The organism is Phormidesmis sp. 146-20, assembly GCF_052939475.1.
Genome location: NZ_JBJPHT010000017.1, coordinates 1 through 23645, shown reverse-complemented (window position 1 = coordinate 23645; position 23645 = coordinate 1). Strand labels below are relative to the sequence as shown.

Below are 23645 nucleotides of genomic sequence, written 5' to 3'. Positions count from 1 at the left end.
AGCGTTGAAGGTGACTATACAGCCGCAAGTGGACAGCTTACTTTTGCACCAGGAGTCACCAGTCAGCTAGTTACCGTTCTCGCTAAAGGTGATGTGGAATTTGAGCCAAACGAACAGTTCAAACTATTGCTAAGTGGCGCAACGAATACGGAAAACACAACGACTGGGGCGATCGCTATTCTCGAAAATGATGACAATCCGCCGCCCACAATTTCAGTCGCCAACGTCACGAAGCAAGAAGGTCAAACTGGCGATACGCCCTATGTGTTCGATGTCATATTGTCCAACACCAGTGGTAAAGCAATTACCGTTGATTACACAACAGGCGACGATACGGCTCAGAGTTCCAGCGACTACACTGCCGCAACTGGACAGCTTACCTTTGCACCAGGCGTTACCAGTCAGCTAGTTACCGTTTTTGCTAAAGGAGACACCACCCTCGAAGGCACCGAACAATTTAAACTGCTGCTCAGTAATGCGACAAATACCCAGAATGTAACGGCAAGTGCGATCGCTATTCTCGAAAACGACGACGAAGGTGCATTCATCAGCGTGGGTAACGTCACCCAAGTAGAAGGACTGAGCGGCCCCAGCGCCTTTGTTTTCAACGTGGCATTATCGCAGGCGAGTGGATTGCCCGTCAGCGTCGATTACACCACCGCAGATGACAGCGCCACAGTCCTTGACAACGACTACACCACAACCTCTGGTACATTGACCTTTGCTACGGGACAAACCATACTTCCGGTCACAGTATTGGTCACAGGAGACAACAGGCTTGAAGACAACGATCGCTTCCTGCTCAAACTCAGTAACCCGATCAACGGCGCGATCACGACAGGTAACGAGCAAGCGATCGCAACGATTACTAATGATGATGCTGTGCCAACGGTGGCGATCGCGGCAAATCCAATCACTCAAGCAGAAGGAAATACCACAACGCCTTACACCTTTGATGTCACACTCTCTAATCCAAGTTATCAGACGATTACCGTCAATTATGTTACGGCAGATGGAACTGCAACCACTTTAGACAATGACTACATAAACACAACGGGACAAGTGACCTTTAGTGCAGGTGAAACGCTAAAATTCATTACCGCTAACATAGCAGGTGACAACAAACGAGAATCTGACGAAACATTCCAAGTAAACTTAACGGACATCAACGATCAATCTATCGGTAGCACGATCGCAACCATCGGCAATGACGACCCGATTCCTACGATTAATATTGAGAATGCAGCGATCGTAGAAGGTAATAGTGAAACTACACCGATCGTACTGAATGTCACCCTCTCCAATCCCAGCGATCAGCCCGTTACTGTCAACTACACCACTGAAGATGACAGTGCAACCACTGGAGACAACGACTACGAAGCAGTTTTGGCAACAAGTCCTGGAACGGTAACCTTTGCAGCAGGTGAAACGATTAAGCCAATCACCCTCAACGTCAAAGGAGACGCAAAACTCGAACCCATCGAACAGTTTTCTGTCAAACTCAGCACACCCACAGGCGGCACGATCGCCAACGGCACCGTAATTGCAACCATCAACAACGATGACAATCCACCGACTCTCAGCATCGACAACGTTGAGAAAAGAGAAGGCGATAGTGGACTGACTGATTTTGTCTTCACGGTTAGCCTCTCCAGTGAAAGCACTCAAGAGATCAAAGTTGACTATGCTACGACGAATGGCTCGGCAACAACGGATGATCTGGACTACACAGCGGTTTCGACCACTACGATGACCTTTGCGCCCGGTCAAACCAGCCAACAAATTACCGTACAAGCAACGGGAGATACCAAACGAGAAGTCGATGAAACATTCAACGTCACTCTGAGCAATGCGGTCAACTCGTCGATCGTCAAAGCGACAGGCATCGCCACAATTCAAAATGACGACCAGCGACCGACGATCGGAATCGGCAAAGTAGACGACTCAGAGAGCGGTGTTGGTCAAACCAAAAACTTCACCTTTGCGGTCACGTTGTCCAATCCGACGGTCGATCCGGTCACGGTCAACTACACCACAACAGACGGCACCGCAACAGTGACTGATGGAGACTATACCCTCAATGCGGGTAGCCTGACTTTTAATGCCAATGAGACGATTAAGTTCATCACGGTGCAGGTCAAGGGTGACAACAAATTTGAAGCGGATGAGCAGTTTACGATCGTCTTCTCAGACGCGGTGAATGCTGACATTTCGACGGGGGCAGGTCAGGGCGTTGGCACGATCAAAAACGATGACGACACGCCCAAAGTTTCGATCAACAGCGTCAACTTGAATGAAGGCAGAACGGGGACGACACCCTTCATTTTTGACATCACGCTTTCTAACCCCAGCAGCCAGCCGATTAGCGTAGACTTTACAACCCAAAATGAAGCCGCTCAAGCGGGAACCGACTATCTCGCGCAAACAGGCAAAGTAACTTTTGATCCCACCCAAACCAGCAAGCAAATTACCGTCCTGGTCAATGGAGACGCGATCGTTGAGCTAGACGAAGACTTTAGCATAGTGTTATCGAATCCGACCAATGCGGAGATTGCTTCAGCGATCGGGCGAGGGGCCATTCTCAACGACGATCAGCCCATCCGGCCCACCATCAGCATTGACAATCCCAGCCTGGGTGAAGGTAACAATGGCACGACTCCTCTGATTTTCAAAGTGATTTTGTCAGAAGCGACTTCCATTCCTGTCAGTGTGCAATATGGCACCACCGCCAACACCGCCACCGCAGACGACTACACCGCACAAACAGGAACGCTCAACTTTGCCGCTGGAGAAACCCTCAAAGAAATCACGATCGCCGTCAACGGAGACAGCGTTTTTGAACCCACCGAAGACTTTGCCATCACTCTCAGCAACCCAGTCAGCGCCGACATTTCAACGATCGCTGGACGCGGCATCGGCACGATCGTCAACGATGATGCAAAACCAAAGATCACGATCGACAGCATCACCCAACCCGAAGGCGCAACAGGCAGCACGACGGAATACTCATTCAAAGTCAGCCTCTCAAATCCCAGCAGTGCCCCCATCTCAGTTCGCTATCAAACGGTAGATGGAACGGCGACGATCGCGGATCAAGACTACCAGACAGCCTCTGACACGCTCACGTTTAATCCGGGTGAATTGACCAAGATGATTACCGTCCGGGTCAATGGCGACACCAAATTTGAGCCAGAAGAAAACTTCTTTGTGCGTCTGACCAATCTCACGCCTGCGAATGCAGACATTTCCACCGATCCGGGTCAGGGCATTGGCACGATTCAAGCAGACGATTTTCGACCGAAAATCAGCATTGTCAATCCAACTCCGCAAAACGAAGGCAACACCAGCTATAACGTTGTGGTCAGTTTGTCCAACCCTAGCAGCGAAGTGGTTTCAGTTAACTTTGCGACCGCCGACAGCACCGCCAAAATTCAAAACAGTGACTACACGTTTAACGCAGGAACGCTGACTTTCTTGCCTAACGAAACGAGTAAAACGATCGTCGTCAATGCGATCGCCGATTCTCAATTTGAGCTAGACGAAACCTTTGCGATCAATCTCGCCAGCCCCATCAATGCCACGCTTTCTAGCAGCACCGCAACGGCAGCGATTCTCAACGATGACCCCCTGCCCACCGTTAGCATCACCAGCCCCACTCCCCAAAGAGAAGGCAACACGGGCATCACCCCCTATACCTTCGTCGTCAGCCTGTCTCAGCCCAGCCCTCAGCCAATCACCGTTCCCTACAGTACCGCCAATGGCACAGCTACCCTCGCCAACAACGACTACTTGGCAGCGACCGATCTGATTACCTTCAATCCGGGAGACACCAGCAAAACGATTACCGTCAATGCGTTAGGCGATACCCGCTTTGAACCTAACGAAAGCTTTACGGTCAATCTGACTAGCCCGACCAACGCCACGATCGCCACCTCCACAAGCACCGCGACGCTCACCAACGACGATATCGATCCGAGCGTAAACGCTGACTTGGGCGCGCTTTGGCTCAATGCTGACTCCACCGAAGCTCAAATTTGGCAATTTAACACCAGCACCTACAACAAAACGATCGACTTGGCGAGTGGCGTTCCGGGTAGCTGGAAGATTGCCGCAAAAGCTGACTTTGATGGAGACGGAGATTTAGATCTGTTCTGGTTTAACACGCAGACTGGCGACACGTCGTTCTGGGAACTGAATGGTAGCCAATACGTGACCTATCACTATTCACCTCCCACCGGAGATTTAGCCTGGGTCGTGGGCGGTGTGGGCGACTTTAACGGCGATCGCAAGCCCGAAATCTTCTGGTACAACCAGCGCACCACCGAGTCAGCAGTCTGGACGTTGAATCAATTTAACTTCGTTTCTTCGACACGACTGCCCAGTACAGGTAATCTGTTTTGGAAGGTTCAAGGACTGGGGGACTTTAATGGAGATGGGCGATCGGATGTTCTCTGGCGCAACTCCAGCAGCGGAGAAAACGTGATCTGGTTGATGAATGGGACTCCGGCCATCAGTACCGTCAAATTGCTCACCGTCACAGATGCCAACTGGCAAATTGCGGCGATTGGCGATTTCAACAACGACAGCAGTTTAGACATTCTCTGGCGCAACTACAATACCGGAGACAACACAATCTGGCAACTCGATCGCACTCGCTACGTGCAAAACGTTGGGCTGCGAAAAGTAAACGAGCTGATCTGGCGCATCGAAAAGGTAGGCGACTTTAATCGCGACGGCAATCTAGACATTCTCTGGCGCAACTCGGAGTCAGGCAGCACTGGCATCTGGTACATGAACAATATGGCCTTTGGGGCTGCGGTCTTCTTGCCCACGCGAGACGCAAGTTGGGGAGTCGCTGAAACGGGAGACTTCGATCGCGACGGCAATCTGGATATTCTCTGGCGCAATACTGTGAGCGGCAAAGCAGACATCTGGAAACTAAATAGTTCGCCCTACGCGGGGACTGCCGTCTTGCCCGAAATGGATGAGTTGGGCTGGCGTTTTCAGGGCACGAGCGACTTTAACCGCGATGGCTTGCTAGATATCGTGTGGCGTAACTACATCACCGGGGACAACGAAGTTTGGCTGATGAACGGAGCGCAATATCTTAGCTCGATCGACCTGGTGGCTGCCAAAGATTTGAACTACCAGATCAAAGGGGTGGGCGACTTTGATGGCGATGACAACCCAGATCTGCTGTGGTACAACGCTTTCACGGGCGACACAGGCTTCTGGAAGCTGAATGGCACGACCCTTGTCAATGCTGTCCCGCTTCGGAGGAGTACCGATACGTCTTGGGATATCTCAGCGATTCGCGACTTTGACGGTGATGGAGATCTGGATATTCTGTGGCGTAGCCGTTCTACAGGTCAAATCGGCTTCTGGACTCTAAACAACATGGCCTTCTTTGCGCCTGCTATCCCCACCAACATCGCTGACCCAAGTTGGAAACTCGAAGGGATCGGTGACTTTAACCGCGATCGCAGCCCCGACCTACTCTGGCGCAATTATCGCACAGGCGAAAATGCAGTCTGGCTCATGAACGGCACCTCCTTTGGGACTGGGGTGTTTTTGAGAACAGTCAAAGAGTTGGGTTGGGAGATTGCCGGAGTGCAGGACTTTGGGGGGGATGCCAATGTCGATATCTTCTGGCGCAATGCTCAGACAGGGGAGACTAGCCTCTGGTACATGGATGGCACCACCTTTAATTTGGGGTACTATCTGCCTCGCTGGACGGACACTCGCTGGGACGTTCAAAGTCTGGAAGAGTTTAAGAGTGCGGTGTAAGGAGCGATCGTCTAGGATCAATTCAGGACTCTGGACGGAATAATGTATTCCAGGTTCAGAGTCCACCGCTTAACCTTTTAGTGACTCGTCAGCTTGTCGATCGTGAATCTCCCCCATCAATCCCGTCCTGTCAATCTGTCTGCTCAACAGCACCCCCTTCCACACGGATACATTTTTACCAGTCCCGGTGGCCATTTTAGCTATCGAGTCGTGGGGGCTTGCTGTCGGTTGTTCGATCGCGAAACGTTGCCTTATCCCTGTTGTCGCATTGAGTGGCATGGCAAAGAACCCAGTTGGCGACGGATTGGTCGCCGCTTTACGGTAGATTTGGCGACGAGAAATAGTCCGTCCTACAGTGTAGAAATTGTGGGTCAGTCTTCTGATTCCCTGGTGATGACGCTCTACCCGGTAAAATTGCCTCAGCCGCTCAAAGAATGGTGGGTTTCGAGTAAGCCTTCGACGGTTGAAATGACAGATTTGACCAGTCCAGAGTCCGCCGACGCGATCAAGATTGACGGATAGACTGCCCGTCCCCAGATGGGATGGACGATTCCAGAGCAGTCCCCTAGCTGAATAGCTGGATACCCTAGCGTCGATCGCACCACCGCTACATCGTCTAATCTGAGCGACCCCGCCTGAGACAAGACAGGAAGGCCCGTTCGGGGATCAAACAAATCGGCTTGATGTCCCAGGTTTCGTAGTTTTTCAACGATCGTCAGCCCAAATTCCAGAAATTTTTGTCGAAGCTGCTGCTTTTGATCTTCTGTCTCCGGCGTTTGCTGCACCAATTCCATACGAGCAGGCTGCAAGACGACCAAAATCGATCGCACGGGCAGAGACCAGTCGGGCAGGAGGTTTTCTCGATGGCTACAAATATAGTCGCTGGGGGTGTGAATGGAATATTCAATCATGCAATCTGAGGGGTGTTGACTGAATCCTGAAGGGTGAACAGCGGCTCCAACTCAAAACTTCAACCTTCTCAAAACTTCAACCTTTAGCTAAACTGCTGGGCATAAAATCCAGCATAGCGCCCTCCTTCGGCAATCAGTTCGGCGTGTGTTCCCGATTCGACAACGCGCCCTTTTTCGACAACCAGAATGCGATCGACTCGTCTCACGGTCGCCAATCGATGGGCAATGATAAAGACCGTTCGACCCTGCATGATCCGCTCCAGCGCTTCTTGAACCAGCGATTCAGATTCAGAATCCAGAGCAGAAGTCGCTTCGTCGAGAATCAAAATTCGGGGATTGAGCAAAACCGCGCGGGCGATCGCCAATCGTTGTCGCTGACCGCCAGACAAGTTTACACCCCGCTCACCCACCCAGGTTTCATAGCCTTGGGGAAACTGACTAATAAACTGATGAGCATTGGCAATCTTGGCCGCTTCTTGCACCGCTTTGAGATCAAATTCAAGCTGACCAAAGGCAATATTTTGGGCGATCGTTCCCGAAAACAACGTCGTCTCTTGAGGCACAATCCCAATCTGTCGGCGCAAACTCCGCAGAGACACATCTCTCACGTTGATGCCATCCACCAAAATGTCTCCAGACTGCGGCTCATAAAATCGCGGAATCAGATTTACCAGCGTCGTCTTGCCCGCTCCAGAAGCTCCCACCAGGGCGATCATTTCTCCGGGCAGTACCAGCAAATTGAGATCTTGCAAAACGGGGCGCTCGATCTGATAAGCAAAGCTGATGTGACAAAACTCAACTTTCCCGTTGACGGGCGGCAGGGCAGGTGCATTGGGCTTTTCAACCACCGTCGGCTGCAACCATAAAAGCTCAAAGATGCGATCGACCGAGGCTTCTCCTTGTTTAAACTCGTTGTAGTTAATCGTCACCGACGAAATGGGATCAAACAAAAGTGCGACAGAAACGATGTAGTTGACAAAATCACTGCCCGTCAAGTTGCCCTTTGAGATTTGCCAACCGCCCAGCAGCAGCAGCGTCAGCATTCCCAATGCCTCCAAAAAGCCCTGAATCGGGTACTGAATCGCGCGGAGTCGATCGGTGCGAAACTTAGCCTGACGGTTGCGTTCTGCCTCTTGCCCAAACCGCTCGATCGCATACCCCTCCGCCGCAAATGCCTGCACCAACCGCACCCCGTTAAACATTTCGATCAGGAGCGCTGACAGATCAGAAACCCGACTTTGACTTTTATAAGAGAGTTTCCTCAGCCGTTCGCCAAACCAGCCGATCAAAAATGCCAGCAAAGGAGCCGTAATCAGCGTTGCCAGGGTGAGTTGCCAGTTGAGTCGCACCATCCACCCCAACATCACGACCAGCCGCAACACACTGGGAATAAACTGAGCAAACATGCGATTGACGACTTCGCCGATGCGATCGATTTCCTCGGTCAGTCGATACGCCAGATCTCCGGTTTGGACGGTTTCAAAATAGCTGAGGCTGAGATGTTGGACGTGGGCATAGGTTCGCTGTCTGAGTTTGAAGGCGATCGACAGGGCAGCCTTAGCCATCAGCAGATCTTGCCCATAGAGTAGCAGTTTTTGTAGCCCCCAAATAAATGCCGCAAAAATCACCAAATCGAGAATGGCTCCCACTTTGCCCGCCCCAATCAGCCCAGACATCCGTCCGGCTAACAACGCCAAAACTGGCCAAATAGCCGTAATTCCCGCCGTGCAAATCATGGCCTGCACAATGGTTTTCCACTGAGGGCGGATGTAGGGGATAAGCTGCCAATAGCTAGAGCGATGTTTCAATGTCGGCTAGACTTACGTTCTTGGTAGATGTGAAAGACAGAAGGCAAAAGCAAAACGACGACCATGATCAGGATAATGGGCAACTAATATTTATCGGCATCGGGGATCATGGCTCTTAAAGAATAGCCCAACAGCGTTACGCCAAAAGTCTGCAATAGTCCGCCGATCGCTTTGTAATAGAAGATAGTTCATTGCCCTAATGCGAGTGATGATCGGAGCAAAGGTTCGCACAATGGGCACAAATTGGGCTAGAACGATCGCCCTTTTGCCGCACTTTTGGTAGAACCTTTGGGCTAAAACGAGATGCCTTTTGTAAAAGAGCCAGGAATCTTCTCGGTCGAATAAGTTTCGTCCAAATCGGCTTCCGGTGGCGCACTCCACACTATCGCCTAAAACGGCTGCGACAAAACACCCCAAAGTGAGGATTTCAAGATTGAGAATGGTTTGAGACGCTGAAAACTCTGCCGCAAACCGCAAACCGTCTTCTGGTAGAAAAAAGTCGATCACCAGCCCCAATTCTGTGAACACGATCGCCCAGATTACTAGACATCTGTCGATCAGATCGATCTGGCGAATCCACTGTCCTAGACGCGCTGCATCAAAAGTCATGTAGGTTCCTTATTTGAGACCAGATTGTCGTCGTCGCACCACCCAGGCAATAAATCCTAGAATCAGACCAACTAAAACGATTTTGGAAACGGGCGCTAAGTATTCATCAACGCGATCGTAGTGTTCCCCTAGCAAAAATCCGGCATAGGTAAGCAGAATCGTCCAAAGCGTAGTGCCGATCGTCGAATACACCAGGTAAGGAGCCAACCGCATTCGGCTAATCCCTGCCGGGAGTGAAATAATTGTCCGAATGCCAGGAACTAGCCGCCCTAAGAGAACTGCCTTCGTCCCATGCCGATAAAACCAACGGTTGGCTTTGTCAATGTCGCCCCCCGACAGCCCCAACCATTTGCCGTAGCGATCGGCAAGCGCTCTCAGGCGTTCCTCCCCCACCAAAATCCCAGCATAGTACCAGATCAACGTCCCAAAAACGGTGCCAATCACCCCTGCCAAAACCGCGTACTGAAAGTTCATTTTGCCTTGAGAGACGGTAAAGCCCGCCAACGGCATGATCAATTCGGACGGGATCGGTGGAAAAAGGTTCTCCAAAAACATGAGTAGCCCAATTCCCCAATATCCCATTGCGTTCATGGTGTTGGCGATCCATTCAGCCATTGCGTCACTTCCTCATTTATATTCAGGGCAATATCTACCTTTACAAACAGCGATCGCTGGGTTCCCGGTTTAGTTTAAGGGTAATTTCATGAAGTTTGGTAAAGCTTTTAGATTACTTTTATTCATCAGAAAACATAACCTTGCAGATTGTTCCCTGCCCTGTTTCAAGAAGCCCCCCGCAGCCCTTCTTGAAAAGCTACAGGAGCACGAATTTAAGAACGGGCTCTACTGGATTCGAACCAGTGACCGACCGCTTAGAAGGCGGTTGCTCTATCCTCTGAGCTAAGAACCCCTGTGAAAACTGTACCAGCTTGACAGCCACTGTCCTGAATTTTAGCAAGATTACCAAAACTTCTCGACACAAAATATCAAATCGTCAAGACCTCCAAATTAGCCTGAGCAAACTAAAATCCGGTTGCTTAACAAAAAACTTAATATCTGGCAAGCAGATTCAGGACAGATTTTACTCTGGGGTGTGTACACTGAAAGCCAGAAAAAGGGAATTCAAAGTAGTGTATTGATCAAGGGCGATCGCAGGTTTGCTATTTAGGTTAGCCGTTTCTTTGAGATCCCTTCCTCTGGTAGCCTTATTCTTTGCCCAGGAAGCTTGTTGTCAATCCTGAGACACTTCTGCGTGCCTTCCATTGCCCCCCCTGATAGGAGTTAACTGGCTGTTTTATGTTCATTCTGAAACGGCAGGATGTTGAGATTTCCAGCGTCCCACACCCCAAACGAGATCAAAAGATTCCGATCCTGACCTATCAGGGACTGACGTTTCGCTTGATCAGTGTCTTTCATGCCAACCAAGAAGAAGAGGCGCGGGCATTTTGGCGCGATTTGACCGACAACCAGGGCAAGGCTTGCGTGCTTTTGGAGGAGCCTGAGCGATACAGCGTCTGGGGTAAAGTTCGGCTTGATCAGTTGTCCAATGAGGCTCAGGAAGGCGGCATCGACGCAACGCCCCCGATGTTGATTCAAGCCTGTCTACTCATGCTACAAGCGATGTACATTGACATTGAAGACTTGATGGGCAATAAGCAAGCGGTCACCTTTCAAAAAGATATTACTGAGGTGTTTCGGCAGGGGCACTTTCCGCAAACCGAGTCACCTGACGCAATCAAGCAGCTTTTGACGGTTGATCCTTTGAGCAGTCTACAGACCCCACCCTGGCAAGAAGCCCATTTGAATACGCTACTACGAGAGCTACACCGGATTGGGAGGTCTTATTTTGGCAAGTCTCCGTTTGCAGAACGCACCCTAGAAGCATTGCAGGATCTGCCCGCCGCCGAACGCACCCGGTTTAGCACCTGGTTAAATCGATCGCCCATTGGCACCCTCTGGCGTTAACTTCAATAATCTTTGGTTACATTAATCCGACTTTCCAGTAAGATGCAGGGTTGCTTCCTGCGGTTCTAGTCAGCCCTACCCCCAACGTGAAATGAGTACCTCGATAGACAAATCTCGCTCCAAATCTTTGTCCGTGCAGACGATCGTCTTTGCTGAAATTGTCTGGGCAGTGATGGCGCTGTTGTTTTTTCTGCTGTTTAGCGTGACGGAGCCTGGACAGGAGCGACCTGATTGGTACTCATATGGCACGTCTATCTTTGAGATTGTGGCTTACGCAACCGCCGCGTTGTTGTGCTTTAGAAACTGGCGCAGTCCGCAGATTGTCAGTGGGCGCAAAGTCTGGCTAGGGGTGGGCTTGGGAATGTTGTGCTATGCGATCGGCGGTCTACTCTTCACCTACTGGGAGACGTTTTTGGGACGAGATGCGGCGGTGTCTCCAGGAGACTTCTTCTACGTTCCAACTTACTTATTTTTGGGGTGGGGAATGGTGATGGCGTTTGCCGATCGTCGTCTTAATCTCGAAATGTGGCAGTGGGGCATCGTCGCTGGAATTGCAGCCATTAGTATTGCCTTTGCGACCTGGCTGACGATTGCTCCCGGAACGCAGACGGCAGATTTGGTGGGCATTGCGCCTGTTTCTGCACAAACTGCCCCAGTTCAAACTGCCCCACCCAAAGCGTCTCCTAAGCCTGCCAAACCCACTCCTCAATCTGCGGTCAAGATCACGCCCACAGCAAAACCCGCGCCTTCGACGGTACCTGTGGTTGAGCAAGCTCCGGTAGCGGCTCCGGTTGAGCAGAAGGCCCCGGCTCCAGGGTGGGTAACGGCGATCGAGGATGCGTTGGCTCCACTCAAGTCCGCCTTAGATTATTTCTATGTGATGGCGGATGTGTTCATCTTAATTGTGGCGACGACGCTGCTGCTGGCATTTTGGGGCGGACGCTTTTCTCAATCCTGGCGCATGATCGCCGCAGCTGCCTTTTCGCTCTACATCGCAGATATGTGGTTCAAATACGCGACTACCAGGCTGCCTGACTATCAGAGCGGTGGCTTGCTCGAAATCTTTTGGGTGTTGAGCGGTGTGCTATTTGGGGTGGGGGCCGCTCTAGAATTTGACCTGAGTCGCTCTCGTCGGGCAGGGGGCAGAAGGAGGGCGTAGAGCAAGGGGAAGGCTGGTGTGAACGATCGCTCCGGTTGCTTTCCTAAATTTTCGGAAGGCTGGCGAATGGAATTCACACCTATTAGAACGAAGTCAGTCTTCGCTGACCAAGAAAATGGGATACAAGCCTCGCACTTTTAGGGCGACTTTGGTATGCTTGTGCTAGTCCACAACACAGGCAGAGGCTCGCGCCTTGAGCGGAGGAACCTGTCTCGCAAGGGGTGGTGATGCCTGAGAAAGTTTTGGCTCCTAGGGAGCAGCAAGAATTTTCTCTATCGATACAGCGGTGGGGCGCATCGCAGTGAATTTTGGTGAGGGTAAAGTCGCAGGACTCCCGATGATCCAAGAATCCCCGAACTTCAGGACGGGGAGCCGTCAATAGACCTATCTAGGTGTTTAGCAAAAAGCTCTGTCATTCAATCGGATTAGCGCACTTAAAGTAGGCGATCGCACTCATCGCACTTAACGACTCGTTGTACAACTGGCACCCTGGCTATTCTCTACAAAAGGTCTTGCCAATCATTTAGGATTGCTATAGAAACCTGGAGGGTTGAGAGATGCCAGTGATTGCGGTAATTGACTATGACATGGGCAACCTACACTCTGCCTGCAAAGGGCTAGAGAATGCTGGAGCAACGCCCAATATCACCGACTCAGCACGAGAAATTGAGCAGGCAGATGCGATCGTCCTTCCTGGGGTCGGCTCATTTGATCCAGCGGTGCAGCATTTGCGATCAAGACATCTTGAAGCTCCTATCAAAGCCGCGATCGCCCATGGCATCCCCTTCTTGGGAATCTGTCTGGGTCTGCAAATTCTCTTTGACAGCAGTGAAGAGGGTCGTGAACCAGGATTGGGCATTGTGCCGGGGATGGTCAGACGATTTCACCCTGAGCCGGGTATTACCATTCCTCATATGGGTTGGAATCAGCTAGAGATGACTCAACCCGATTGCCCCTTGTGGAAACAGCTTCCGGCTGATCCTTGGGTCTATTTCGTGCATTCCTACTATGTCGATCCCGTTGAGAAAAGGGTGCGATCGGCCACGATTACTCATGGAACTCAAACCGTGACGGCTGCCATTTCGCAAAACAACCTAATGGCGGTGCAGTTTCATCCCGAAAAGTCTTCGACATCAGGGCTGCAAATTCTCTCCAATTTTGTAGCGCAGGTCAATTCTTCTACTCTGATCGGCATCGGATAAGCTTCTCTCAGCCCTATGAGCCTACGAATTTACGGCAATCGATTGATTAAAACTTTGCCCGGACAAGAAACTCGCCCGACGCTGGCACGAGTCAGAGAAGCTTTGTTTAACATTTGGCAAGGCACGATCGCCGATTGTTGCTGGCTTGATCTTTGTACGGGCAGTGGCTCAATGGGAGCAGAAGCGCTCTGCCGGGGAGCAAAACTGGTGATTGGGATTGAGCAATCGAGCCGAGCTTGTACGGTGATTGAGCAAAACTGGCAGCAGGTGGTCAAACCCGATCAGACCTTTCAAGTCATCCGAGGCGACGTGGTGAAACGATTGTCGAGCCTAACGGGTCAACCGTTCGATCGCATCTATTTTGATCCGCCTTACACCAGTGACTTGTATGAACCTGTATTGGAAGCGATCGCACACCATCAGCTTCTATCACCCGCTGGAGAATTAGCCGTAGAACACATTCCAAGCCTGACTTTGGAAGTTTCCAACCTGGAGATTTGCCGTCAAAAACGCTACGGAAATACAGCACTCACCTTTTATCGATCGAGTTCCCATTAAATTCCGCAACCCCTTCTATGAAGCGCCCCCTCATCCTTCTTACTTCATCCCTCATCCTGCATCCCTCATCTCTTTTAGCCCTACCGCCTCCCAGCGACCCCCCAGAGGAAGTATTACGAACAGAAATTATCATTGAGGCGCGATCGCCCCTAGACGGCCGACCCCTCACCCCAACTGAATACGCAGAATTGCAGTCCCAACTTCAGCAAGGACAGCCCGTAAAACCCCAAGTGGCTCAGTCAGTTCAGAGAACGATTCGGTTATTAAGGCTCAGAAGATTCATCAAAACTGTTTTTCCGTTCATTCCGCTCAAGTGAGGCTTACCGAAACAGAAACAACTGCAACAGACCGCCCACCACGCTGATCAAGGCTTGCCCAAACCCTCCTCCCGAAGGCTCCCGCTTTTCTTTGGGCGGATTTTTTAGCGTCTCAGCCATTTTCTTAGCAGATTCGGCCTCTGTTTTGTTGCCCTGGCTTGCAAAAAGGGTAGAAGCCTGTTCCGAGTCTTGAATTGCACCCGCCTGATCGCCTAATTCCATTCGGGCGACTCCTCGACCAAAATAAGCCATCGCATGATCTGGCTTGCGAAGAATTGTCTGGTTATAGTTCTCGATCGCCCGCCCAAAATTGCGCTGTTTTGCGGCTTCTAACGCCCAGCGATAAAAATCATCCGCATTTCCCAACGTCGGTGCTAATCCGATCGCGCCTTGTAGAGCAGCACCCTCTATCTGAGCGCCCGTCATATCAGCCCCAGACAAAAAAGCGCCTCGAAGATCTGCCCCTGTTAAATTCGCCCCATTCAAATTTGCGCCTGTCAAATTCGCCCCACTCAAGCTGGCTCCGCTCAAGTTTGCCCCGCTTAAATTGACCCCTGCAAGATTAGACTGACTGAGATTTGCCCCGCTCAAATTTGCTTGACTGAGATTTGCGCCCATCAACTGAGCAAACGTCAGCCCTGCTCCACTCAAATTACAACGCTGGCATTGCTTAGTCGAAAGCAACTGACGAGTATGTTCGAGGTTTTCAGCTTTTGCAGGCAGCGTCAAGCCGATCGTGACCAGCAGTGCAGAAGTCGCAATTTTGAGTTTCATAAGTTTGGGGTCGGGGTTGTTTTGTGACAATCGCAATCAATTTTGACGCTTCACCAGAATCCTTTTAAGTGCTTTCGCCGCCGTCGTCTCAGAACACCCCATAGTACTTTGATTTGTATTTTGTGGCACGATCGAATCAGCCAAGTTTTCTAATTTCAGCGTTCATGTCCAAAAAGCAAAAATTCCCCTATCTCGTCGGCTCCAAATGGACGGCTCAACAGACAACCTGGGGGTGGCGACATTTTCAAGTAACGAATCGCAAAAACGAGGGTGAGTGGGTGTTTGCCGAGATGGTAGCCGCCTGCGACCCCAATGTCCGATTTTGGCTAAATGCCAAGTCTTTGAGAAATCGATCGCAATGGCAAGCAGGTTGGCAATCACTGCAAGAAATGGAAGTTCAGGTAGACGAAGTTTTGTAGAAAAAAATGAGGGATGAAGAAATCGCTTCAATATGATCCGTAGAAATGATCCATAGAAATCAACACCCCTCGGTTTTGTCTGATGACTAATAGAACTTTAAGCAGACCGTTTCCTCTCGCTCAAACTTACTCTGCCACCTCAAACCCCGCCGCTGTAACTAGCTGCTTAAAGGTTTCCTCGGAGGCCTTGGCTTCGATAGTAACTGTTTTATTTTCTACATCAATGTCTACTTTTGCGCCAGGTTCAGAAGCCAGAATTGTTTCTTTGATTTCTTTTGCCGCATCAGGATTGTTGAGAGAGGGGATGTGTAGCTTTAATGCCATCGTAATTACTTAAAACAACCCCCTTATTTTGAATTTAGCATTCCAGTTCGATGCCCTTCTAGAGGAAGATTTTGTAAGTAGGTTCACGTTTTTGGTTAGCGATCGCCCTCTTATCCTTCACCCTATGCCTTCCGAACAAATCGAAATTCTCTCCCCTGACGAATTACGCCGTACCCTCACGCGCCTCGCTTCTCAAATCATCGAAAAATCGGGCGACCTCTCAAAGCTAGTCTTGTTGGGCATCTATACGAGAGGTGTGCCTTTAGCAGAAACCCTAGCAGACCAAATCGCAGCCCTCGAAAAAGTACGGGTGCCCCTGGGCGCGATCGACATTACCTTCTACCGAGATGATTTGGATACGATTAGCGTCCGTACGCCTGCCAAGACCGATATTCCTTTTGATCTGGCTGGCAAAACGGTTGTCCTGGTGGATGATGTAATTTACAAAGGACGAACAATTCGCGCTGCACTAGATGCTGTCAATGATTATGGACGACCAGAAGTCATTCGATTGGCGGTATTGGTCGATCGAGGTCACCGCGAACTCCCGATTCATCCAGACTTCACAGGCAAAAAGCTGCCCACGGCCAAAGAGGAAATGGTCAAGGTTTATCTACAAGATTTTGACGGACGCGATGGGGTGGAGTTAATTAAAGGCTAATGCTAGAGGTGAGAGATAGCAGCAGCATCAAGCTCAAGTTTTGCTTTCCTGAGAGATGATGCTATGTCCACGTTGTTTCCGCGAAGCTTCGACGAGTCTAAATGACTGGTGTCTCATGTCAATCACATAGACTAATTATTGCATCAATACCCTTTGGACTTGAAGATAAGGATGCTGCCGCGCTTCAGTGCCCCGATATCGCTATTTTTTATACAACCAGTAATGCTGATTCCTGCAAGCGGCAATGCTTCACTCCCCTACCTCAGCGTCACCGATTTTTGAACATCTTCAGCAAACTATGAATTGATTGTTTTGCAATAGTTTTGTGGTTTGCACAATTTATGAAGTGCTTAACTCTACTTATTCTTAATGAGGAAGACAAGCAGGCTGAGAAATACGCTAGTCTGTTTTCAGCCGATTCGAGAAATTTTTGCATGACTTCGACGCTTTACCAGCAAATTCAAGAGTTTTACGACGCTTCTTCAAGTCTATGGGAGCAGATTTGGGGAGAACACATGCACCACGGTTATTATGGAGCCGATGGCAGTGAGAAAAAAGACAGACGACAAGCCCAAATTGACCTGATCGAAGAACTGTTGAAGTGGGCTAATGTCACTCAGGCAGGAGATATTCTCGACGTGGGCTGCGGAATTGGAGGAAGTTCGCTTTATCTCGCTGAAAAGTTTGGCGCAAACGCCACTGGAATCACGTTGAGTCCCGTTCAGGCAAACCGAGCGACAGAAAGGGCCCAGGTTGCCCAACTCAACGCCCAGTTTCAAGTCGCGAACGCCTTAGATATGCCGTTTGCAGATAACTCCTTTGATCTGGTCTGGTCACTCGAAAGTGGCGAACACATGCCCGACAAGGTAAAGTTTTTGCAGGAATGTCATCGCGTTCTCAAGCCCGGTGGCACTTTTATTATGGCAACCTGGTGTCACCGATCGACCGCCCAGCAGCCCCTGACTCTCGACGAACAAAAGCACCTCGAAGACATTTATCGCGTCTATTGTCTGCCCTTTGTTATGTCGCTTCCTCAATATGAGCAAATCGCTCGCGATCTATCGTTTGAGACGCTTCGGACAGCAGACTGGTCAACAGCAGTGGCTCCTTTTTGGGATGTGGTGATTGACTCCGCATTTAATTTGGATGCGCTGGTGGGCTTGCTGCGATCGGGATGGACAACTATTCAAGCAGCACTTTCTTTAGGGTTGATGAGTCGAGGCTACGATCGCGGCTTAATTAAATTTGGTCTGCTCTCTGGCAGCAAGTAAATTCTCAGTTGATGAAATAAGTTCTCTGATTAAACACTTCAGAATCACCAAGCTATTTATAGAATCGGGCATTGCATGAGCCAAACTTCTCCAAAATCTTCTGCGCCTTCGGTCTCCAAAAATCCAGTTAAAAGATACGCTCCTTGGCTCTATGCTTTCTGGAAATTTTCTCGCCCTCACACCATCATTGGAACAAGTTGTAGTGTACTGGGTATCTATCTAATTGCACTGTCAGGCACTGATCTGAGCAACCGTGAGAAGTTTGTCTCATCTATTCTGATCACCCTGATTGCTTGCTTGTGTGGCAATGTCTATATTGTTGGACTCAATCAATTAGAAGATGTTGCGATCGACCGCATCAACAAACCCCATTTACCGCTGGCCTCTGGTGAATTTTCGCGCTGGCAAGGACAAGTGATCGTCGCAATTACTGGAGTTTTAGCGATCGGGCTGGCGGCTTCCCAAAGTTCTTATCTGTTAGCAATGGTGGGGCTGAGTTTGGCGATCGGCACTGCCTACTCTCTTCCGCCCATTCGCCTCAAACGGTTCCCTTTTTGGGCTTCTTTCTGCATCTTTGGCGTAAGGGGAGCGATCGTTAATTTAGGATTATTTCTGCACTACAACAACGGCCTTCCTATTCCTGCAAAAGTGTACGCTTTGACGTTATTTATTTTGGTCTTTACATTTGCGATTGCCATCTTCAAAGACATTCCCGACATGGAGGGCGATCGCCAATACAATATCAGCACGTTTACCTTAACATTGGGACAAAAAGCCGTTTTTAATCTGTCTCGATGGGTGTTGACGGTTTGTTATTTAGGGATGGCGATCGCGTCTCTAAAATTACCTTTCGTGAATGCACCGTTTTCGATTATTAGCCATCTGTTGGCCTTGGGTTCACTTTGGCTTCGTAGCTACAAAATCGATATCCAAGACAAACACGAAATCGCCAAATTCTATCAATTCATCTGGAAGCTATTCTTCTTGGAGTATTTAATTTTTCCAGCAGCCTGTTTGCTCAGTTTATGAGTTTTCTTTAAGCTACATCTCGGTTGAAACATCAGAAACTCTAACTCCATATGGCAACTACAGGTGAATACTATGCAACATTACCCAAACTGGTAGTCGCCGCTCCAACAGCACAAATATTTGTTAGTGCAAAGGCTGAAACAGGCTGTTTACGTTAGCGCATAAAGCAGTTTATTTGTACAGTGCGTAAGTCCTAAGTAGATCAGGCTTGAAAAGCTCAGGTATGTGAAGTTAGATAGAGACATCGACTTCAAGGGGTTAGGAGGCTGAGGACATGGGTGCCCGCTTACGTGTTTTACTGAATGCTGCTGAGAATCGCACCTTGTTTGAACTGCGCCAAGCAACAACGGTTCCTCAACGGGTAAAAGACCGAGCCGAAGTGGTGCGGTTGAGTCATCAAGGGATGTATGCTCTAATCGGCTAAGAAATGGACTTTTTTGAATGACTGAAATCTCCAACTCATCCAGCTTTTAAGCTGTTCGTGTTTGTTGATATGCGCTGTGTCAATCAAGCTTGAAATTGCACGCTTAAAGGCGGAAAAATCAGCATAATACTGAGAGTACAAACATTCTTTCCGCACAAATCGCCATAACCGTTCGATTAAATTTAAATGCGGTGAGTAAGAGGGCAAGTACACCAGGGTCATTCCCAGTTGATTTGCTAATTCAAACACTGCCGCACATTTTTGATAACGAGCGTTATCCCACACCAGCGTAATCGGTATCCCTAAAGCTAAGTCTGATAGGTTCTGCAACAGTTGACAAACACTCTCAGCATTGATGTAAGTTTCGTTAGTCACCGTGATGATCTCCAGGGTGAGGGCATTGAGTGCTCCCAGGACGTTAAACCGTTTGCGTCCAGAGGGTGACTTGATGAACCCTCGACTAAAGCACCAGAGATACCCTAAAAAAGTAGTGTGAACAAAATGGGCAGCCTCGACAAAAAAACAGCTTGTTTTCCAGCTTTAGCTGACTCCAACAACGGTTCTAAAATCTCCTCTCGAAACGTTTCCTGTTCGGCAATCTTGTCCAGATTGCCACTTTTACCCGGAACAAACCCGACTTGATGTCGTTTCATGCCAATCCGTTTGAGAAAGGCATTGACTTGATTGGGACTTCTATGAATCCCAGTAATTTCGGCAATCTTCGCCTGGGCTTCTGCGATCGTTTGGGGAGGATGATCTCTAAAATAGGTTTCTACACGGCCAGCATGAACATTCAGTGCACTCGGTTGTCCCTGATAATTCAACGGCTTGAGCCGCTCAATCCCACCCTCAAGATACTGTCTGAGATAACTCGTCAGGGTCGTTTTGGAAATACTACAGAGTCGTCGGATGTCTTGCTGCGCCAAGCCTTTGCTTTTCAAATACAAGACCTCCATTTTCTGTTGAACTTTGGGGTGAGGGTGATGATACCGTTCGTACTTCAACTCCTCAATCATCTGCTCTGTAAATTCAACCTGAATCATACAAACAGTCCCCCTGCCCCATGAAGTGGATGACTTCATCATATCGCTGATGCAATCGGAGATCTAAAAGTCCATTTCTTAGAAGCGATGAGTATATGTCGAGAAAATCGCCGCTTTTTTCAACTGGAACGAGCGCACAGTGCGAGAGACCTTGGGGCGCTGGCAAAGCAACGGCTTAGGCGGGCTATGGGACGCGCCAAGACCGGGAGCTAAACGGCGCTGGCAAGAACAGAACCTGGAGTCCTTTGAAGGGTGCTTACGGGAAGACCAACACACCTACAACACTCAACAACTTGCCCAAAAGTTAGAAACCGAGCGCAACGTCAAGTTGAGTGCAGACCATCTCAGGCAGGTGTTCCAAAAAAGGGGGTGATTTGGAAGCGGACTCGCCCCAGTCACCACAGCAAGCAAGACCCGGTGGAGAAGGCAAAGAAACTGGCAGACTTGGAGATGCTGCAATGGGCAGCGGCAGCAGGCGAAATCGACTTGTTTTATCTTGATGAATCTGGGTTTTCGCTCTGGATGCCCGCTGAGTACAGCTATTTCTTTGTGGGAGAACAGAAACGCATTGAGCAAACCTCGCGCCGAGGCAGGCGGATTAGCATTTTGGGGTTGTTGCAACCGTTAGTGAGTTTCGTGTACGGCTTGGTCGTGGGCAGTTTCGATGGTGATCGTTACGTCACAATCATGGAGGAGCAGGCGCGGCAAGCCAAACTTCAGTATGAGCAATCCGGCAGAATCCGGGTGATTGTTCAAGATCATGGTCCGGTGCACACCAGAAATCTGGTTAAAGCAAAATGGGCGGAGTGGGAAACCTGCGGACTGTACTTCTTCTTCCTGCCGAAATACTGCTCAGAACTCAACCCCATTGAAACTGAATGGCATCAGTTGAAAACTCATGAATTGAGAGGGCACATGTTTGACCATGAACTAGATCTAGCCTAGGCCGTCGTTGACGGTATCGATGCCAGATCTCAAGCCGGGGATTATCAAGCTGAACGATTTCGTTTTCCCTCGAAGTTGGCTCATTCATAAACCGTTACGTATTTGAGCTTTTTAACCCTTGGCTACTTAAATTATTGACGAGTAGATTGAGTAAGATGATCCCTGTCAGTTTATTTAAGGTGAATGAGATGGCGTTAGTGTCACGAAGTTTTCGCCACAGATTTACGGTCATGTTTAGCATGATCTCGCTCAATCACTAGGAAAAACACGGTTAAGCAACTGGTCTCGTGAGGGAATGCCCCAATTTCATCCGACTTGGTGCGAAACTCGCGAAATAAACGCTCTAGATGATTAGTCGTCCGAAGATGACGATGTAAAGTGCTGTCAAATTGATAGAACGTAAACGTTAGTTGTAGATCTCGCTGAAAAACTTGCACGGCTTTGGGTTCAAGCAGTTCCCATTTAGCGATGAACTGCTGCAATCGCTGCTGTGCCTGTTCATGGGTATCTGCCTCGTAAATCTGGTATGCCTCAGATGCGATCTCAAACCGCCGCTGCCGCTTCGCTTCATCGGGTTTGAGCGGTTGTTCATTCGCATCGACTTGGGGCAATTGGGCATAACTCAAATAGCGTTCAAGTCCTCGGACTTTGTGGGTGATGCAGCGTTGTTGTTGAGCATTGGGCAAGGTCTTTTTCAAAGCTTTGGGTAATCCCAAGGTGCCATCGCTGACGACTAATTGCACTGTGTCCGGGTTCAATCCCCGCTCTATCAGATGCTCAAAGAACGGGTTCCACTCAGCTTCCCCTTCCTCAGTGGCAATTTCGTAGTGCAGCATCTCATAGGAACCATCCTCCCACACTCCCAGTGCTGCCAACACCACCCGTTCTTGGGCTTGACGACACTGGCGTAAATGTCCAGAACGGTCTTGCTTAAATTCATCACGGGTGTATTGAATCTCCACCCAGACCCCATCGACGAGGAGCATCTCAGGTGTCTTCCCAATTGAGGCTAAACGACGCGTGTCTAGCTGGTTTTGAACCGCAAGCGTGACTTGATTCACAGCACTACGTGAGAGAACATGACCTACAGCACATTTCAGGTTTATGGAGTACAGTAACAACAGTCAGCAAACCAGTTGCGTAGATGCTCAGGATTCACCAAATGCAGAGCCGTTGCAATCAAGGTGTCTACCATCTTGGTTGTAGTCGGAGAGAATTGTCGTAAGAACGCTTTGAGTTGTGACCACCACCGTTCAATCGGATTAAACTCCGGGGAATAGGGCGACAAATTCAGGACGCTGGCTCCGGCTGACTCAATCAACGGCTTGATGGACGCGATCTGATGAGCAGGTAAGTTATCCATGACCACGATCGCGCCTGCCCAAAGCTGAGGAACTAAGCAATGTTGGATGAAGACTTCAAACGCCCTGCCGTCCATTGAATCATTTAAGGTCATGACCGCTAACACTCGGTTGAGCGAAATCGCCCCAATCACCGTGACTTTTGCCCCTCGGTAAAACGGCTTGAGGTCATAGACTCTGGTGCCCTCACGGCTGCGCGCATGGGTTCGCGTTAACCCGAGTAAAACCCCCATCTCATCGAGAAACACCAGATGCTCAGGGGCAACTTGACTCACGTGTTCCCAGTACTCGCTCCGTAACTTCTGGACTCGCTCAGTGGCGGCTTGTGTGCTGCGTAAAGTCTTTTTTTTCGCGTCAACGCTGCCTTTTGCAATGCTCGGCACATCGTACTAGCGCTGACCCACTGCTGGTAGGTGTCTCCCCAGTATTCACAGTATTCTACCAGCGTCGCATCGGGGTGTTGCTCGACCATCTCAACTAACTGAGCCTCACGCCCGGCTAGCTCACCCTTCATGCCGCCGCCCTGTTTGCCTGGCTTAAGATGTCCTGCGACTTCCTGTTGCTTTAGCATCTTTTGCACGAAGGCTTTGCTCACATCAAACCGAGCCGCTACCTTCCGAATTGAGGTGTTCCCGGCTTGATAGGCTTGCACGACTTTTTCTCGAAAGCTAGTGGGGTATGGCTGCATTTTTTCTACTGACACTGACTAGTTAATCGTATTACATCTACTTGAAAAATGCTGTATCAAAAAATATAACGCCTCTTGCAAGTCCCGCAGTGACAGTCCCATGACATATGGGCAACCTAGCCAATTCAACAGATTGCTCAATCCCCGTTGGTAGCGCTGCAAAATTTGCCACTCTCGCTCACTGTTGCGCTGTCGCAGTTTGGGGACACGCAAATCACTCAAATACCCGTATTGGGTATCGAGACCCCGTTGAAAATAACCGGAACGGCGGGGTCTGTCTTTCCCCATCTTCGCCAGTTCTGCTTTGACTTCCTCATCAAGAGCCGCTTCTGGACTACTGGTCTGTCAAAGTTAGATTGAGGGATAATCAGGGGATGAAGTCCTAGGTTGAAA

The 23645-nt window shown here is 49.7% G+C and carries 20 protein-coding genes, 1 tRNA gene and 5 pseudogenes; 14 read left to right on the top strand and 12 right to left on the bottom strand.

Features of this window, described 5'->3' with window-relative positions:
* Together ACKFKH_RS15265 and ACKFKH_RS15260 are read left to right on the top strand one after the other, a co-directional pair.
* Positions 1–5787: Calx-beta domain-containing protein (locus ACKFKH_RS15265; protein ID WP_446859167.1), on the top strand; the 5787-nt coding region annotated here is incomplete at its 5' end.
* A gap of 102 nt (positions 5788–5889) precedes the next feature.
* Positions 5890–6309 carry a hypothetical protein gene (locus ACKFKH_RS15260; RefSeq protein WP_446859166.1) on the top strand — a complete coding sequence of 140 codons (420 nt, stop codon included), beginning with the start codon at positions 5890–5892 and terminating at the stop codon, positions 6307–6309.
* Here ACKFKH_RS15260 and ACKFKH_RS15255 read toward each other — a convergent pair.
* The 5 genes from ACKFKH_RS15255 to ACKFKH_RS15235 form a co-directional block, all read right to left on the bottom strand.
* Positions 6207–6698 (bottom strand): methylmalonic aciduria and homocystinuria type D protein, encoded by a 492-nt coding sequence (locus tag ACKFKH_RS15255; RefSeq protein WP_446859165.1) that lies wholly within the window; start codon positions 6696–6698, stop codon positions 6207–6209. The two genes, ACKFKH_RS15260 and ACKFKH_RS15255, sit on opposite strands and share 103 nt — an antisense overlap.
* Positions 6699–6781: 83 nt before the next feature.
* Positions 6782–8506, bottom strand: coding sequence for an ABC transporter ATP-binding protein (locus ACKFKH_RS15250; protein WP_446859164.1), 1725 nt, complete (start codon positions 8504–8506; stop codon positions 6782–6784).
* A gap of 90 nt (positions 8507–8596) precedes the next feature.
* Positions 8597–9115, bottom strand: a complete 519-nt coding sequence (locus ACKFKH_RS15245; protein WP_446859163.1) for a hypothetical protein — start codon at positions 9113–9115, stop codon at positions 8597–8599.
* A 9-nt stretch (positions 9116–9124) separates the two neighbouring features.
* The gene (locus ACKFKH_RS15240) at positions 9125–9730 is read right to left on the bottom strand and encodes a DedA family protein (RefSeq protein WP_446859162.1); all 606 of its coding nucleotides are present in this window, start codon (positions 9728–9730) and stop codon (positions 9125–9127) included.
* Between the two features lie 219 nt (positions 9731–9949).
* Positions 9950–10022: transfer RNA gene (locus ACKFKH_RS15235), tRNA-Arg, on the bottom strand.
* Between the two features lie 386 nt (positions 10023–10408).
* On the opposite strand from ACKFKH_RS15235, the gene ACKFKH_RS15230 reads away from it, so the two are divergent.
* The 5 genes from ACKFKH_RS15230 (at position 10409) to ACKFKH_RS15210 (ending at position 14313) form a co-directional block, all read left to right on the top strand.
* Entirely contained in the window at positions 10409–11077 is a 669-nt protein-coding gene (locus ACKFKH_RS15230) for an Npun_F0813 family protein (protein WP_446859161.1), read from the top strand.
* Positions 11078–11168: 91 nt separating this feature from the next.
* Positions 11169–12236: a hypothetical protein gene (locus ACKFKH_RS15225; protein ID WP_446859160.1), complete on the top strand. Its 1068-nt coding sequence runs from the start codon at positions 11169–11171 to the stop codon at positions 12234–12236.
* Between the two features lie 557 nt (positions 12237–12793).
* Positions 12794–13438, top strand: a complete 645-nt coding sequence (hisH, locus tag ACKFKH_RS15220) for an imidazole glycerol phosphate synthase subunit HisH (RefSeq protein ID WP_446859159.1) — start codon at positions 12794–12796, stop codon at positions 13436–13438.
* 15 nt (positions 13439–13453) lie between these two features.
* The gene (gene rsmD / locus ACKFKH_RS15215; RefSeq protein WP_446859158.1) at positions 13454–13996 is read left to right on the top strand and encodes a 16S rRNA (guanine(966)-N(2))-methyltransferase RsmD; all 543 of its coding nucleotides are present in this window, start codon (positions 13454–13456) and stop codon (positions 13994–13996) included.
* A gap of 17 nt (positions 13997–14013) precedes the next feature.
* On the top strand, positions 14014–14313 hold the full coding sequence (locus tag ACKFKH_RS15210) for a hypothetical protein (protein ID WP_446859157.1): 300 nt from the start codon (positions 14014–14016) through the stop codon (positions 14311–14313).
* Between the two features lie 3 nt (positions 14314–14316).
* Here the strand turns inward: ACKFKH_RS15210 and ACKFKH_RS15205 are convergent, their stop codons facing one another.
* On the bottom strand, positions 14317–15087 hold the full coding sequence (locus tag ACKFKH_RS15205; protein WP_446859156.1) for a pentapeptide repeat-containing protein: 771 nt from the start codon (positions 15085–15087) through the stop codon (positions 14317–14319).
* Between the two features lie 164 nt (positions 15088–15251).
* Between ACKFKH_RS15205 and ACKFKH_RS15200 the strand changes: the two genes are divergently transcribed.
* The gene (locus tag ACKFKH_RS15200; protein ID WP_446859155.1) at positions 15252–15506 is read left to right on the top strand and encodes a TIGR02450 family Trp-rich protein; all 255 of its coding nucleotides are present in this window, start codon (positions 15252–15254) and stop codon (positions 15504–15506) included.
* A 126-nt stretch (positions 15507–15632) separates the two neighbouring features.
* Here the strand turns inward: ACKFKH_RS15200 and ACKFKH_RS15195 are convergent, their stop codons facing one another.
* The gene (locus ACKFKH_RS15195) at positions 15633–15830 is read right to left on the bottom strand and encodes a heavy metal transport/detoxification protein (RefSeq protein ID WP_446859154.1); all 198 of its coding nucleotides are present in this window, start codon (positions 15828–15830) and stop codon (positions 15633–15635) included.
* A gap of 124 nt (positions 15831–15954) precedes the next feature.
* Between ACKFKH_RS15195 and pyrR the strand changes: the two genes are divergently transcribed.
* From pyrR to ACKFKH_RS15175, 4 genes and pseudogenes are all read left to right on the top strand, one after another.
* Positions 15955–16491: a bifunctional pyr operon transcriptional regulator/uracil phosphoribosyltransferase PyrR gene (gene pyrR, locus ACKFKH_RS15190; protein WP_446859153.1), complete on the top strand. Its 537-nt coding sequence runs from the start codon at positions 15955–15957 to the stop codon at positions 16489–16491.
* A gap of 434 nt (positions 16492–16925) precedes the next feature.
* Positions 16926–17762 (top strand): methyltransferase domain-containing protein, encoded by an 837-nt coding sequence (locus ACKFKH_RS15185; RefSeq protein ID WP_446859152.1) that lies wholly within the window; start codon positions 16926–16928, stop codon positions 17760–17762.
* Positions 17763–17837: 75 nt separating this feature from the next.
* Positions 17838–18791, top strand: coding sequence for a homogentisate phytyltransferase (locus ACKFKH_RS15180; RefSeq protein WP_446859151.1), 954 nt, complete (start codon positions 17838–17840; stop codon positions 18789–18791).
* Positions 18792–19065: 274 nt separating this feature from the next.
* Positions 19066–19200, top strand: a pseudogene (locus tag ACKFKH_RS15175) (IS630-like element ISAcma27 family transposase); the annotation flags it as partial.
* A gap of 3 nt (positions 19201–19203) precedes the next feature.
* Here ACKFKH_RS15175 and ACKFKH_RS15170 read toward each other — a convergent pair.
* Positions 19204–20258, bottom strand: a pseudogene (locus ACKFKH_RS15170) (IS630 family transposase).
* Between the two features lie 139 nt (positions 20259–20397).
* On the opposite strand from ACKFKH_RS15170, the pseudogene ACKFKH_RS15165 reads away from it, so the two are divergent.
* Both ACKFKH_RS15165 and ACKFKH_RS15160 read left to right on the top strand, forming a co-directional pair.
* A pseudogene (locus ACKFKH_RS15165) lies at positions 20398–20553 on the top strand (IS630-like element ISAcma27 family transposase); the annotation flags it as partial.
* Entirely contained in the window at positions 20511–21203 is a 693-nt protein-coding gene (locus ACKFKH_RS15160; protein ID WP_446859150.1) for an IS630 family transposase, read from the top strand. The pseudogene ACKFKH_RS15165 and the gene ACKFKH_RS15160, both read left to right, overlap by 43 nt.
* Before the next feature lie 200 nt (positions 21204–21403).
* Here ACKFKH_RS15160 and ACKFKH_RS15155 read toward each other — a convergent pair.
* The 4 genes and pseudogenes from ACKFKH_RS15155 to ACKFKH_RS15140 all read right to left on the bottom strand — a co-directional run.
* A pseudogene (locus tag ACKFKH_RS15155) lies at positions 21404–22291 on the bottom strand (transposase); the annotation flags it as partial.
* A 14-nt stretch (positions 22292–22305) separates the two neighbouring features.
* A complete protein-coding gene (locus ACKFKH_RS15150) occupies positions 22306–22947 on the bottom strand; it encodes an IS630 family transposase (RefSeq protein ID WP_446857058.1) in 642 nt (213 codons plus the stop codon).
* On the bottom strand, positions 22836–23252 hold the full coding sequence (locus ACKFKH_RS15145; RefSeq protein WP_446857059.1) for a helix-turn-helix domain-containing protein: 417 nt from the start codon (positions 23250–23252) through the stop codon (positions 22836–22838). Before ACKFKH_RS15145 ends, ACKFKH_RS15150 begins: the two co-directional genes overlap by 112 nt.
* 36 nt (positions 23253–23288) lie before the next feature.
* Positions 23289–23582, bottom strand: a pseudogene (locus ACKFKH_RS15140) (transposase); the annotation flags it as partial.
* Between the last annotated feature and the right edge of the window lie 63 nt (positions 23583–23645).

Coding starts and splice junctions, on each gene's coding strand:
- ACKFKH_RS15255 (WP_446859165.1), bottom strand. CDS start 6,698: ATGATTGAATATTCCATTCACACCCCCAGCGACTATATTTGTAGCCAT.
- ACKFKH_RS15245 (WP_446859163.1), bottom strand. CDS start 9,115: ATGACTTTTGATGCAGCGCGTCTAGGACAGTGGATTCGCCAGATCGAT.
- ACKFKH_RS15240 (WP_446859162.1), bottom strand. CDS start 9,730: ATGGCTGAATGGATCGCCAACACCATGAACGCAATGGGATATTGGGGA.
- ACKFKH_RS15230 (WP_446859161.1), top strand. CDS start 10,409: ATGTTCATTCTGAAACGGCAGGATGTTGAGATTTCCAGCGTCCCACAC.
- ACKFKH_RS15225 (WP_446859160.1), top strand. CDS start 11,169: ATGAGTACCTCGATAGACAAATCTCGCTCCAAATCTTTGTCCGTGCAG.
- hisH (WP_446859159.1), top strand. CDS start 12,794: ATGCCAGTGATTGCGGTAATTGACTATGACATGGGCAACCTACACTCT.
- rsmD (WP_446859158.1), top strand. CDS start 13,454: ATGAGCCTACGAATTTACGGCAATCGATTGATTAAAACTTTGCCCGGA.
- ACKFKH_RS15210 (WP_446859157.1), top strand. CDS start 14,014: ATGAAGCGCCCCCTCATCCTTCTTACTTCATCCCTCATCCTGCATCCC.
- ACKFKH_RS15205 (WP_446859156.1), bottom strand. CDS start 15,087: ATGAAACTCAAAATTGCGACTTCTGCACTGCTGGTCACGATCGGCTTG.
- ACKFKH_RS15200 (WP_446859155.1), top strand. CDS start 15,252: ATGTCCAAAAAGCAAAAATTCCCCTATCTCGTCGGCTCCAAATGGACG.
- ACKFKH_RS15195 (WP_446859154.1), bottom strand. CDS start 15,830: ATGGCATTAAAGCTACACATCCCCTCTCTCAACAATCCTGATGCGGCA.
- pyrR (WP_446859153.1), top strand. CDS start 15,955: ATGCCTTCCGAACAAATCGAAATTCTCTCCCCTGACGAATTACGCCGT.
- ACKFKH_RS15185 (WP_446859152.1), top strand. CDS start 16,926: ATGACTTCGACGCTTTACCAGCAAATTCAAGAGTTTTACGACGCTTCT.
- ACKFKH_RS15180 (WP_446859151.1), top strand. CDS start 17,838: ATGAGCCAAACTTCTCCAAAATCTTCTGCGCCTTCGGTCTCCAAAAAT.
- ACKFKH_RS15145 (WP_446857059.1), bottom strand. CDS start 23,252: ATGCAGCCATACCCCACTAGCTTTCGAGAAAAAGTCGTGCAAGCCTAT.